A 12,612-nucleotide genomic window follows, 5' to 3' on the forward strand; every position below is an offset into this window, starting at 1 on the left:
TGTCTCCTTACGATGCGTTGCCGGTGTCGCCGGTGTTGCCGGTCCAGCGCTGCCAGTTCGCGCGATCGGGCGAATCGGCATAGTCGCCACGGTCTTCCGGCTTGAGGTGGTACCAGTCGAGGACTTCCGGCAGCTTGGCGCCGCCGCAGTTGCCCTGGAAGATCTGGTGGACCGGCAGCCATGCCTGCACGTACTTCTCGGGCTCGTCCTGGAAGATGTCGCGGCAGCCGTCCGAGCAGAAGTGGTAGTGCTCGCCGTCATGCTCGGCATGCCGGTAGCAGATCTGCGTCGGGTCGTCTGGCTCCGTGAATGCCATCGGGATCTGGCACACCTGGCACAGCATCGGCAGGCCGGGGTTGGTCCAGCGCTGGCCCGCCTGCTGTTGCTGCTTCCAGTAATCGAAACGCGGGCGGTAGTGCTGGTCGAAGCTGTCCGGATACTTCTGTGCCAGCCACTGCATTTCCGGCGCATCGGGCACCCAGGTGTGGATGGCGGCGGCGTGGTTGAAGTTGTAGAAGATCGACCAGGCGATATGCGACAGGTGGTCCTTTTCCTTCGCGGCCTGCTCGTGGTACTTCGGCATGCGGATGCCATAGCGCGCCAGATCGGCAAACAGCGCGCCGCCGTTCTGCTCGAAGTAGATCTCCCACGCTTCCTTCCAGCTCATCACGCGCTTGGGCAGCATGTAGTCCATCATCATCGCCACCAGCGTCAGCAGCCGGTAGCCGCGCCAGAACCACTTGTCGATCCACTTCTGGATGATGGGCCGGTTGGCGGGATCCTGTTCGAGCATGAACTTGACCACTTCCAGACCCAGCGTCATGTGGCGCGATTCGTCGGACTGTGCGGAGAAGCCGAACGTCACCGTCGCCATGTCGCCGTTGTAGGCGGCGCCCGACATGAACGGCATGAACAGAAGATTGGTCAGCACATATTCGAACGAGAACGAGATCGCCGTGATGAACTCGAACGGTCCCGCCGTCATCGCATCCTCGAAGTACGACTTCGGCACCGACAGGTACCAGAGCCGGTCATGCAGGTGGCGCCAGTCGGAAAAGCCATTGAAGAACTTGTTGTAGTGGCTGATCGTGTGGATCTGCGTCTGGCAGTGGCGCAGCTCGTCGATCGACTGCATCTGGCACGCCACGCGCGCACCGACGCCGCGCAGGTTGCGGCCAGCCAGCGCGAAACCGCGGTGTGCCGCGTATTCCAGCGGTGATACACCGGTCAGGAACAGCTTCAGCGCATTGACGTAGCGCGCATCGGTAACGTTGAGCTGGCCGTTGTTCTGCTGGAACGCATCAATGATCGCGTAGAGCTTGCGCTCCTTCTCCGACTGGAATTTCCAGTACGCGTCCATGGTCAGCCGGAACGGGTCTTCCCAGCCGTTCCAGTCGTGGATCACGATGCCTTCGAACTTGTCGTGCGGAAACACCTTGTCCATCGGCTGGTAAGTGGTGTCCCAGCCGAGGTCGCGGGTCAGGACAGCGTATTTCTCCTTGAGCGAAAGTTTCGGCTTGCTTGCGGGGCGCGTGGCGGTAGCGGTTGTCATGGCTTGTCTCCTGTGCATTCGGTTTGGCTTAGCGCCACGCCAGTACGAACTGGTCTTCGGTTTCGTCGATATTGCCGGCCAGCGAGATCAGGCCGAGCTGCAGTTCCTGCACGTCCCAGGGACGGCCGATGCGCTCTTCCACGCTGGCGCGGCGGATTTCCAGCCGTCCCGGCGCGTCGATCTTGACCATGGCCGGGTAGTGGTGGACGGTGGCGTGCGGGTTGTCGGCTTCAATGGCGTCGATCACAGGGCGCATGTCGTCGTTGGCCTGCAGGGCGATGAATACGATGGCGTCGCTCATGGTGTGCTCCGATATTGGCGTGCCAGGCCGATTCCGCCCAGGCGCTTGCCGAGGGCATCCACTGTCTTGGCAAGTTCGGCGTCGGCGTCGGCGCCGAACAGCTTGTGCGCCAGCGGACTCAGCGCGTGCGTGCAGCGGTCGAGCCAGCCGTAGGCAAACTCACCGATGACTGCCGCGTTCTGCGCGCTTTCCTGTGCGGCGGTTTTCACCGTGGCGTCGACCCAGCGCGCGGTTTCGGCATACCAGGCGCTCATGAAGTCGGTAACAAGCGAAAACGCCGGACTGGCCGATGACAGGCGTGCGTCGAACTGCTGGTAGACCAGCGGATAGAGCAGGCCGTCGAGCACCAGGTTTTGCGCGACGTGCAACTCGAACCAGTCGTCGCGCACCATCAGGTCTTCCACGGCATGGCGCAGCGGCTGCCAGGCCATGTCTTCCAGCCACGCGGTCTTGGCCTGGTCCACCGCTTCCTTGTCGCCGATCAGCAGGCCGATGCGCGTCAGGTACTGCGCAATCGCCAGCCGGTCCATCGTGTGGTACATCGCCGCCTGCGTGATGGCCGAGCCGAAGCCATAGCCGGTGATCGACGCATTGCTCATATTGGCCGCCCATTCGACATGGCGCAGCGGCACCACGCCGGTAGTCAGCAGTTCGCGCACCTCGGTCGGCAGCGTGCTCAGCAGGCCGCGCTTGTCGACGAACTCAACGTTCTTCTCCATCGTCTCCTGCTGGCGCGCACGGGCGTTGACGTAGCTGCCGTAGAAGAACTGGCGCGGGTCCTTGAGCGCGTACCAGTCCTGCATCGTCACGCGCGTGCGGCGCGCGTCGTAGAGCTCGTACTGCGGCTGCCACAGCGGCCGGTAGTGGAAGCTGGTGACCGGCTGCAGGTCGTACATCGCCTCCTGGTAGCGTGTGGCGGGCTTGTCAGCGCCGAGCCGGCGCGCGATATGCGCGAAGGTCTGCCGTATCGGCGTGACGCTGCCGTCGGTCCGGATATCGATTTGCATGGTGGGGTCTCCTGGTCTTGTAGGAATTCAAAGGCTGTTGGCGTGCTCGTCTCTGCCGAGCGCGGGCGCGGACGACGGGCATACGGCCGGCAGTTCGTCCGCCGACTGATCGATGCAGAACTGACGGAACTGCGCAGGCGGCATGACCAGCTCCACGAATATCTCCGGGTCGCCGATCGAGAACTCGAACGCGACCCAGCGCTCGTCACGCTCGGTCACGCGCACATAGCGCTGGTCCTGCCGGGGTCGTTGCGGCGTGGGGTGCCGGGGTGGTTCCATCTCTCGCTCCTGTTGCGGCGCACATCGGTGGTTGGGCGCGTCTTGCGTGGGAAGTCAGGTGCGGGATCTATAGCGAGCGGCGTGCCATGCGGGGCAAACCGTTACCGGACAAGCCTTGGCGGGAAATCGGCAGGCCTTGCGGGCGCCAGCCTGCTTGATGATTTGATGAGGTGATTCAAGCCGATTTGATCAAATGATCAAATCCCCGGACGCTGCGCTGCAGCATCGGTGCAGCGGCGCCTGATGCCCTTATCCGGGGTTGCGGATTGCCGTGCTAGGCTACGCGCATAAACGAGGCGCAAAGCCCGCGGAATCTGGAGGAACAGCATGACAACGCCCCCAAAGCAGCAGCAAGAGCCGTTTGACCTGGCCTCGCTGCTGACGATCGACGCCAAGGCCGCACAGATCCGCCTGGGCGAATCGCGCATGGTGCTGATGCACACGGAAGCGCTGAGCTACCTGCGCAAGGAAATCCTCGATACGCTGGGCGTGGAGCGCGGCAAGGGCCTGTTGATCCGCATGGGCTATGCGCAAGGCATGCGCGATGCGGAAATGGTCAAGCGCGAGCGCAGTGAAGAGCTGGCCCGTTCGCCTAACGACGCCTTCCTGTGGGGGCCGCAACTCCATATGCTCGAAGGCGTGACCCGCGTAGACCCGGTGCGTCTGGAAATCGACCGCGCCACCGGGCACTTCTACGGCGAATTCCTCTGGCAGGATTCCTGGGAGGGCGAGGCGCCGGTGATGGAGGCATTGCCGCGCGAGGAAGCCGGATGCTGGGTGCAGCTGGGCTACGCCTCAGGCTACAGCAGCACGTTCATGGACCGCCTGGTCATCTACAAGGAAACCGAATGCCAGCGGCGCGGGGACGATCTGTGCCGCATCGTCGGCAAGCCCGCCGAAGTGTGGAATGACCCCGAGTACCTGAAGTACTTCGAGCCCGACTCCGTCATCAGCGATCTGCTCACGTTGCAGCACGAGGTCAGCACGCTGCGCGAGACGCTGTGCGGCGCCAACCAGGGCAACCTGATCGGCCAGTCGCCGGCGTTTCGCGAGGCGTTCAACCTGCTGTCGGCCGCGGCCGACAGCCACATTACTGTGTTGCTGACCGGCGAGACCGGCGCCGGCAAAGAGATGTTCGCCCGCTGGCTCCATGACCACGGCCCGCGCAGCGAGCAGCCGTTTATCGCGGTCAATTGCGCGGCGATCCCGCACGAGCTGATCGAATCGGAGCTGTTCGGCGTGGAGAAAGGCGCTTACACCGGCGCGCAGCAGACACGCCCGGGCCGTTTCGAGCGCGCCCACGGCGGCACGCTGTTTCTGGACGAGGTCGGCGACCTGCCGCTGGCCGCGCAGGTCAAGCTGCTGCGCGTGCTGCAGAACAACGAGATCGAACGGCTCGGCGGCGTGACGCCACGCAAGGTCAATGTGCGGCTGATCGCGGCAACCAACGTCAACCTGGCGCAGGCGATCAGGCAGGGACAGTTTCGGGCCGACCTGTTCTACCGCATCAGCACCTATCCGGTCCCGATCCCGGCACTGCGCGAGCGCAAGGAAGACATTGCCGAGCTGGCGCAGGCATTTATCCAGCGCTTCAACGCGCTGTACCAGAAGCAGGTGCGCGGGCTGACCTCGCGGGCGCGCGATGCACTGATCCAGTATCCGTGGCCAGGCAACATTCGCGAACTCGAGAACATGATCGAGCGTGGCGTGCTGCTGGCGCCCGCCACCGGGATCATCGACGTGGCGCACCTGTTCGCCAGCCAGCAGGCCGCGGGGTGTCCGGAGCCGAGCGAAGATGCCGACGCACTGATCGAGAAACTGCTCAACCAGCAGGTCTCGCTGCCGCAGATCGAGGCAAAGCTGATGGAGCTGGCGATCGCCACCACGCGCGGCAATCTGTCTTCGGCGGCGCGGATGCTGGGGATTACACGGCCACAGCTTGCCTATCGCCTGAAGAAATAGCGCGATGGCAATGCGCGCCGGTTGCGGCGGAGTCGCGACGCGGCGTGGTTGCGTCCGCAGGCGGCAGCTATTCGCTGCGTGGCTTCCCCGTTGATCCCCGCACGATCAACTGCGGCGTCAGTTCCACCGTCACCGCGTCCGACCCCGGCTTGTCGATCTTGCGCAGCAGCAGCCGCGCCGCTTCCTCGCCCATCTCGTGCACCGCGATCCGCACCGTGGTCAGCGGCGGCGTCAGCGCGTCGACAAAGGGCATGTCGTTGTGGCCGACGACGGAAACGTCGTCAGGACAGCGCAGGCCCTGCTCGCGCAGGTAGTCGTAGCAGCCCATCGCCACCAGGTCATTGCCGGCGGCGATGGCGGTCACCTCCGGGAAGGCGTCAAAGAGCTGCGCGCAGGCGCTGCGGCCGGCTTCGCGCGAATAGCTGGCGGCTTCCACGACCTGCCATTCGCCGCGCCGCAGCCGGTGGCGCCTGACCGCCTGCATAAAGCCCTCGCGGCGCAGGAAGCCGGTGGACAGCGACGCCGGGCCGGCGATATGGCCGATGCGGCGATGACCCAGCGCAAACAAGTGGTCGACCGTCAGCCGCATGGCCAGCAGGTTGTCGCTGACCACGCACGAGACCCGGCCGGTGCCTTCGCCGCGGTTGACCGTGACCACGGGGATATGCTGCTTCAGGCAGTAGTCGAGGATGGGATCGTCGCGTTCGGCCGTGGCGAGTACCAGCCCTTCGACCTGCCTGCCCAGCATCTGGTCGATCACAAAGCGCTGGCGGCTCTTGTCGGTACCGGCGTTGACGACGATCGGCACATAGCCTTGCTGCGCCAGCACGGATTCGATCCCCGCGAGGATCGGCGGGAACACGGGGTTGGCAATATCCGGCAGCACCACGCCGACCAGCCCGGAGCGCTGGGTGCGCAACCCGGCCGCGATGCGGTTGGGGCGGAAGCCGCGCGCCTCGGCTACCTCCAGGATGCGGGCCGCCACCTCTTCCGCCACCAGGTGCCGCGTGGCCGGGTTCATCACTCGCGAGACGGTCGAGTAATGCACGTCGATCTCGGCAGCCAGGTCTTTGAGGGTGAGGCGCTTGCGCTCGGGCATGGCGGCAGGGGTAGCGGCGGATCGCCGTGAAGGACAGGAATGCGCCATTTTAAGCCAGCCGCTCTCTTGCGCCGCCGCGGCCCTGCCATCCGCGCCGGCACGCCGTGCCAACGCCTGCCGCTATTGCCCCGGCGTGGCTCCGGATTGCCTGACCACCGGTGCCAGCTTGCCGATCTCCGACTGGATATAGGCGGCGAATTCCTGCGGCGACGAGCGCCTGGGCTCGGCGCCCTGCGCGGCCAGGCGCTCGCGCACGTCGGGCGCGGCCAGGGCCTTGCCGATCTCGGCATTGAGCGCATCGACAATCTCCTTCGGCGTGCCCGCGGGCGCCAGGATGCCGAACCACGAGTCGAACGCGTAGCCGGGGTACCCAGACTCCGCCACCGTCGGAATATCCGGCAACGCGCTGGCCCGCCTGGCGGTGGTGACCGCCAGCGCGCGCAGCTTGCCCTGCCTGACGAAAGGCATTGCCGATACCGTGGGCGCGAACATCATGTCGCCGCGGCCGGCCATCACGTCAGTCAGCGCTTCGCCCGTCCCCTTGTACGGGATATGGACGATGTCGATGCCCGCCTGGATCCTGAACATCTCGCCGCTCAGGTGGGTGGAGCTGCCGGAGCCGGCCGAGTCGAAGTTGAGCGCACCCGGCGTCGCCTTGGCGGCCGCCACCACGTCGCGCACCGACTTGTACTTGCTGGCGGCGTTGACCACCAGCACGTTGGGCACCGTCGCCACCATCGAGACCGGCGTGAAGTCCTTTACCGTGTCATAGGCGAGCCTGGGGTACAGCGTGGCATTGATGGCATGGCCTACCGACACCAGGATCAGCGTGTAGCCGTCCGGCGCCGCCTTGGCCACGCCGGTGGCGCCGACCGTGCCGCCCGCGCCGGGCCGGTTGTCGACGATCACCTGGTAGGTGCCGCCCTCGCCCATCTTGGTGCCGATGATGCGCGCCAGGATATCGGTGGCGCTGCCCGCCGAGAACGGCACCACCAGCCGGATCGGCTTGGTCGGGTACTGCGGTTGCGCGTTGGCGACGGGTGCGGCCGCCAGCATCAACGAAGACGTCAGGAACAGCACGGTGCGTTGGATGGATCGGATCATTCTTTGTCTCCTCACTGCCGGAACGAGCGCGGGTGCCGCGCTCAGAAGAAATGCCGCATGCCGAGCGCAACGGTCTGCGGGTCGGCGCCGGCGCTGACGCCAAGCTCATTGATGGCGAAGTCGTAGACCGCATTGCGCTTGTTGTTGATGCGGCTGTAGTACGCGAACAGCGCGGTGCGTTTGGACAGCGGATAGTCGTAGCCGACCGTCACCTGCGTGGCGCCCGTCTCCCCGCCGCTGCGGAAGAAGCCCACGGTTTCCGTGGCATCGCCGGCGCCATTGCCGGCCAGCGCAAAGCCGATGCGCACGCTGCCCGGTCCCAGCTTCTGCACCAGCGACGCGTAATAGCCGTTGCGCGTCAGGTCGCCGGTCGCGGTGCGGTAATGCAGCCGTTCATAGAGCAGCGCGACGGTGGTGCTCGGGAACTTGTACGAGACGCCCGCCTTCATCGCATCGTCGTTGCGGCCGGCGGCCTGGTAGTGCTGATGGACTTCATAGGCGAGCGCGATATTGAGCGGGCCGTTGTCGTAAGCGGCGGAGAACGAATACAGCCCCGGATTGCGCGGTACGCTGGTCTTCTCCTCGTTGACGCCCCACGCGGCCGCGCCGCTGAACCCCGCCAGCGACGGCGTCTTGTAGACGAGCAGGTTCTTCTGCCGGCGGTCGAAGGAGCTGGTGTCCTGCACGTTGTCCGAGCTCGACGCCGAGCCATTGCCGATCAGCGCCATATAGCCCGCGGTGGTCGGGTAGTACGGGTCGTACGCCAGCGTCGATTCGGTATAGGGGGTCTGCCAGTGCCCCATGAACAGCGTGCCGGCCTTCCCCTGCAGCCCGATGCGCGAGTTGCGGCCCGCGACCTGGCCCTGGCCGGTGTCGAGCGAAAGATTGCTTTCGATCTGCCAGATCGCCTTCAGGCTGCCGCCCAGCGCCTCTTCGCCGCGCATGCCGAACACCGAGCGGTTGTTGGTCAGCCGGCCGGTGCCGCCGAGCTGCGTGCCGTCGGTGGCGGTGTTGGCGCGGGAGTATTCCAGCGCCGTATTGAGGCGCCCGTACAGCGTCACTGAAGACTGCGCGGCCGCCTCGCCGGCCCAGCCGGCGGCGGCCGTGGCCAGCAGCAGCGCGCTGCTTCGCCTTGAAACGGATGTCATTTTGTCTCCCCTGTCTGTTGTGGTGGTCTTGTTGTGGAATGGGCCAGCGGCGATTCCTCGCGGTATTGCAATCGTTTGCAAACCCGGCCCGAAAAATCAGCCCCTGGGGTACGGCATCGCCAGCAACAACAGCGCCGGACGATTGGACGGGTTGGATACCTGCCGCGCCTCGCCCGGCGCGAGCCGCACCGAATCGAACTGGCCCAGCGTCACGGCATCTTCCGGCGTGCGGATGCAGACCTCGCCTTCGAGCACGACATAGTGCTTTTCCACGGCCGAGGCATCCATCGACGTATGGCCGCCCGGCAGCAGCACCGACACCCCCAGCCACAAGGCGTCCGAGGGTCCGGCTTCATGCCCCTGCAGCCGCAGGCAATGCATGCCTTCGTGGTTGGCCGGGAAGTAGGCCGGCGCCTGTGCAAAGCGGGTCGTGTTCATGGCTTGAGCACCACGCGTTCGGTTGCTCCCTGCAGCACGGCGCGATAGGCGTCCTTGGCGTGCGCGAGCGGATAGATATGATTGGCCAGCACGGGAAAGGGCCGCAGCTCGCCGGTGGCGAACATCGGCGCGAGCTGGTCGAGGATGCGCGCGCAGGCGCCGCTGTCGAGGGCCAGCGTATCGATGCCCACGTAGGTATGCTGGCCGCGGTAGAACGCGAAGATGTCGAACGGCACCGGCTTCTCGATGGTCGAGATCAGGATCTGCGTCGCGCCGACTGCCATCGCCTGGTTGGCCTGCTCGAAGTACGGGCTGCCGACGGTGTTGTAGACGATATCGGCACCATGGCCATCGGTCTCGTCGCGCACCACGGCGGCGATCGATTCACGGCTGGCATCGATCATGCGCACCTCGCCGCTGGCATGGCCGCGGTAGTTTTCCGCGGTGCGCTCGACGGCAAAGACGCGCGCACCCAACGCCGTGGCGATCTGGATGGTGGCCTGCCCGACCTTGCCGTTGCCGCCGCACACCAGCACCGTGCTGCCGGCCCGCGGCATGCCCGCACGGCGCAGGCCTTCGTAGGCGGTGATAAAGGGCACGCCCACGGCGCCGGCTTCCAGCAGCGACAGCGACGCCGGCTTGGCCCGCACCGACGCGGCGTCGATGCGCAGGTACTTGCCATGGGTGCCGTCGCGGCGGATGCCCAGCTCACCGCCGCTGCCCCATACCTGCAGGCCCAGCAGGCTCGACGGGCCATCGATCACCAGCCCGGCATAGTCGCGGCCCGGCGTGCGCGGCCAGATCGCGTGCGGCATCAGGCCGAGGGTTGCCTTGACGTCGCTCGGGTTGACCCCGGCACTGGCGACTTCAATGATGCATTGGTCCGCGGCCGCATCCGGGCGCGGCACGCCGAGCAGCTCGAGCTGCAGGGCATCGATATCGGGGGCTTTCTGGCTGACGCGGATGGTGTTCATGGTGTTTTCCATTGGGATGTCTCGATGTGGGTGGGCTGGCATGGGCCCGGGCTGCATTCAGCTTTCACGCAGGCCGAGCGTGCGGCGCGCATCGGCCGGCGAGGCGATCTCGCCGCCGAGCGACCTGACGATATCGCGCGCCTTGGCCACCAGTGCGGCATTGCTCGGCGCGAGCACGCCCTTTTCCAGGTAGATGTTGTCTTCCAGCCCGACGCGCACATGGCCGCCGGCAAGCCACGCCTGCGCCACGATCGGGAACTCGGCGCGGCCGATGCCGAAGGCCGACCAGTGCGCGCCGGCGGGCAGCATGTTGCGGGCATAGAAGATGGTTTCCGGCGTGGGCGCGAAGCCGTACTTGACGCCCAGCACGAAGGTCCACAGGCCGGGGCCATCCAGCACGCCCTCGCGAATCAGGTCGAGCGCCATGTTGAGGTCGCCTGAATCGAAGATTTCCAGCTCGGGCATCACGCCGGCGGCACGGATTGCCGCAGCCATCTTCCGCACGTTGGCGGGCGTATTGATCACCACGTCGCCGCCGGAATTCATGGTGTTCAGGTCGAGCGAGCACACGTCGGGGCGCAGTGCGGTGATATGTTCGACCCGTTTGGACGGATGCAGCAGCGTGGTGCCGGGCGCCGCCACGCGCGGCTCGTCCTCGCTCGGCACGAAGCGGCCGCCGGGACCGGTGGTGAGATTGATGATCAGCGCGCGGTTGCGCTGGCGGATGCGGTCGATGACATCGGCGTAGTAGTCGAGCGACATCGACGGGCGGCCCGTTTCAGGGTCGCGCACGTGAATATGGGCGGCGGCAGCGCCGGCCTCTGCTGCTTCCAGCGCGGCGTCGGCGATCTGCGCCGGCGTGACCGGCAGGCCGGGATGCTGGTCGGGGGTGACGATATTGCCGGTCACCGCGCAGGTGATGATGGTCTTGCGTGCGTGCATGAGCGAAGGGTGGTGATGGAAAGTGAGGACCGTGGCTTATCCGAGCTGGCGGCCGCCGTCGACGACGATGGTGGTGCCCGTGGCAAAGCGCAGCGAGGTGGCGCACGCGGCGATGGCATCGGCCACGTCCTGCGCCGTGCCGATGCGCCGGAGCGGCGTCGAGGTTGCGGCGCGCTCGTTGAAGCTGCTGTCGCGCCCGGGAACGAACGCGGTATCGACCACGCCCGGCGAAACGTTCAGCACGCGGATCTGCGGCGCCAGCGCGCGCCCCAGCGACATCGCCATGACATCCAGCCCGGCCTTGGCGGCGCAGTACGCGACGTTGCTGCCTTGCCCGGTGCGGCCGGCGATGGAGCCGACATTGACCACCAGCCCGTCGCCATTGGCGCGCAGGTGCGGGGCGAAAGCGCGGATCGCCGCGAACTGGCCGCGCCAGTTGACCGCGAACAGTTCGTCGATCAGCGCATCGTCAAGCGCATCGAGATCCGCGTGCGGGATCGCAAGCGTGAAGCCGGCGGTGTTGACCAGGATATCGACGCGCCCATAGTGGTGGCTGGCCTCGTCGGCCAGCGCGCGCAGCGAGGCGCTGTCGCCGACCTCGGCCACCGCGGCCAGATGGTTGCCGGCCGGCAATGCCGCCGCGGCGCTGGCAGCCTTGTCTGCATCACGCCCGGTCAGCACGATGCTGGCGCCAAGACGGGCCAGCGTTTCACCGGCGGCAAAACCGATGCCGCCGGTGCCGCCGAGGATCACGGCAACCTTGCCGGAAAGAGAAATTGCGCTCATGGTTTTCGATGTCGGATTGCGTAGGGATGGCGTGGGGATTGCGTGGAAGGAGATCGTTTGAGCCGTCAGTCGATCGGCGGCTTCGGGAAGGTCTGCTGGCCCGGCTCCAGCGTGAAATCGAACTGCAGCGTGTAGAACGGCGCCGGCACGTCGCCCCAGTCGCTGCGGCCGTGGTCGTGCAGCCGCAGGTTGCCGACCAGTAGCCGGTGCACGCCGAACGTGACATCGGATTCGAGCTGTTCCGGCTCGTCGGCGAACACCTGGGTCACGAGCGTGCGGTAGCCCGGCGCCGCGACGATGAAGTGGATATGCGCCGGCCGGTACGGATGGCGCTGTTGCGCGGCCAGCAGCGTGCCCACCGGTCCGTCGGTCGGCACCGGATAGCCGGCCGGGCGCACCGTGCGGAAGTGGTAGTTGCCCTGCACATCGGTGTGGAAGCAGCCGCGCAGGTTGCGGTCTGGCTGGCTCGGATCCTGGTTGTCGTACAGGCCCACCGGCGATGCCTGCCAGATCTCGACCAGCGCGCCGGGCAAGGGCGTGCCGTCGGTGGCGCGCACGGTGCCGCTGACCAGCAGCGGCAGGCCCGGGGCGTCGTCCTGCACCACGCAGTCGCCGCAGGCATAGCGCGGCGCGTTGGCGCGATAGAACGGGCCAAGCAGCGCACCGGGCGTGCGGCCGTCCCGGGTGCTGTTGTTCATCACGGTCACGAGCGTCGACAGCCCCAGCACGTCGGCGGCCAGCACCACTTCGTTGTGGCTGGCATGCGTGGCGTGGCCAAGGCTGGCCAGGAATTCCAGCGCGAACTCGAACTCGGCATCGCTTAGCCGCACCTCGCGCAGGAAGTCATGCAGGTGCCGCACCAGCGCGCCCATGACGGCACGCAGGCGGGGGTCGGCAGTGTTCGCCATGGCGGCTTCGACGATGCGGGTGACCGAGTGCTCATCCTCGATCAGTACCGGACGCGCGGCTGCGGATGCTGGTTGTCGCTCAAGGGAAGTTTCCATGTTTCGGGCCTTATTG

13 protein-coding genes are annotated in these 12,612 nt (G+C 66.3%); 1 reads left to right on the forward strand and 12 read right to left on the reverse strand.

The genetic code is table 11. The annotated features are described in order from the left end of the window. Positions 1-7: 7 nt before the first annotated feature. The 4 genes from AB1I47_RS15805 to AB1I47_RS15820 are packed head-to-tail and all read right to left on the reverse strand — an operon-like array spanning position 8 to position 3,139. Positions 8-1,552 carry an aromatic/alkene/methane monooxygenase hydroxylase/oxygenase subunit alpha gene (locus AB1I47_RS15805; protein ID WP_354684684.1) on the reverse strand — a complete coding sequence of 515 codons (1,545 nt, stop codon included), beginning with the start codon at positions 1,550-1,552 and terminating at the stop codon, positions 8-10. A gap of 28 nt (positions 1,553-1,580) precedes the next feature. Further along, the gene (locus AB1I47_RS15810) at positions 1,581-1,853 is read right to left on the reverse strand and encodes an MmoB/DmpM family protein (RefSeq protein ID WP_354684685.1); all 273 of its coding nucleotides are present in this window, start codon (positions 1,851-1,853) and stop codon (positions 1,581-1,583) included. Continuing rightward, positions 1,850-2,860: an aromatic/alkene monooxygenase hydroxylase subunit beta gene (locus AB1I47_RS15815; protein ID WP_354684686.1), complete on the reverse strand. Its 1,011-nt coding sequence runs from the start codon at positions 2,858-2,860 to the stop codon at positions 1,850-1,852. The genes AB1I47_RS15810 and AB1I47_RS15815 overlap by 4 nt, the downstream gene beginning before the upstream one ends. Positions 2,861-2,887: 27 nt before the next feature. Further along, positions 2,888-3,139, reverse strand: a complete 252-nt coding sequence (locus AB1I47_RS15820; protein WP_354684687.1) for a phenol hydroxylase subunit — start codon at positions 3,137-3,139, stop codon at positions 2,888-2,890. Positions 3,140-3,466: 327 nt separating this feature from the next. Between AB1I47_RS15820 and AB1I47_RS15825 the strand changes: the two genes are divergently transcribed. Continuing rightward, complete coding sequence (locus AB1I47_RS15825; RefSeq protein WP_354684688.1) at positions 3,467-5,101, forward strand: sigma 54-interacting transcriptional regulator; 1,635 nt, start codon at positions 3,467-3,469, stop codon at positions 5,099-5,101. Between the two features lie 67 nt (positions 5,102-5,168). Here the strand turns inward: AB1I47_RS15825 and AB1I47_RS15830 are convergent, their stop codons facing one another. From AB1I47_RS15830 to AB1I47_RS15865, 8 genes are all read right to left on the reverse strand, one after another. Further along, positions 5,169-6,200, reverse strand: coding sequence for a LacI family DNA-binding transcriptional regulator (locus AB1I47_RS15830; protein ID WP_354684689.1), 1,032 nt, complete (start codon positions 6,198-6,200; stop codon positions 5,169-5,171). A 120-nt stretch (positions 6,201-6,320) separates the two neighbouring features. Then, positions 6,321-7,304 carry a tripartite tricarboxylate transporter substrate binding protein gene (locus tag AB1I47_RS15835; RefSeq protein WP_354684690.1) on the reverse strand — a complete coding sequence of 328 codons (984 nt, stop codon included), beginning with the start codon at positions 7,302-7,304 and terminating at the stop codon, positions 6,321-6,323. A 41-nt stretch (positions 7,305-7,345) separates the two neighbouring features. Continuing rightward, positions 7,346-8,452: a porin gene (locus tag AB1I47_RS15840; RefSeq protein WP_354684691.1), complete on the reverse strand. Its 1,107-nt coding sequence runs from the start codon at positions 8,450-8,452 to the stop codon at positions 7,346-7,348. Between the two features lie 96 nt (positions 8,453-8,548). Continuing rightward, complete coding sequence (locus AB1I47_RS15845; protein WP_354684692.1) at positions 8,549-8,890, reverse strand: cupin domain-containing protein; 342 nt, start codon at positions 8,888-8,890, stop codon at positions 8,549-8,551. Beyond that, positions 8,887-9,864, reverse strand: coding sequence for a quinone oxidoreductase family protein (locus AB1I47_RS15850; RefSeq protein ID WP_354684693.1), 978 nt, complete (start codon positions 9,862-9,864; stop codon positions 8,887-8,889). Before AB1I47_RS15850 ends, AB1I47_RS15845 begins: the two co-directional genes overlap by 4 nt. A gap of 57 nt (positions 9,865-9,921) precedes the next feature. Next, positions 9,922-10,806: a beta-keto acid cleavage family enzyme gene (locus AB1I47_RS15855; protein ID WP_354684694.1), complete on the reverse strand. Its 885-nt coding sequence runs from the start codon at positions 10,804-10,806 to the stop codon at positions 9,922-9,924. Between the two features lie 36 nt (positions 10,807-10,842). Further along, entirely contained in the window at positions 10,843-11,592 is a 750-nt protein-coding gene (locus AB1I47_RS15860; protein ID WP_354684695.1) for an SDR family NAD(P)-dependent oxidoreductase, read from the reverse strand. A 65-nt stretch (positions 11,593-11,657) separates the two neighbouring features. Further along, on the reverse strand, positions 11,658-12,596 hold the full coding sequence (locus AB1I47_RS15865) for a dioxygenase family protein (protein ID WP_354684696.1): 939 nt from the start codon (positions 12,594-12,596) through the stop codon (positions 11,658-11,660). Positions 12,597-12,612: the final 16 nt, after the last annotated feature.

This window comes from Cupriavidus necator, from assembly GCF_040578825.1.
Classification (GTDB): Bacteria; Pseudomonadota; Gammaproteobacteria; order Burkholderiales; family Burkholderiaceae; genus Cupriavidus; species Cupriavidus necator_E.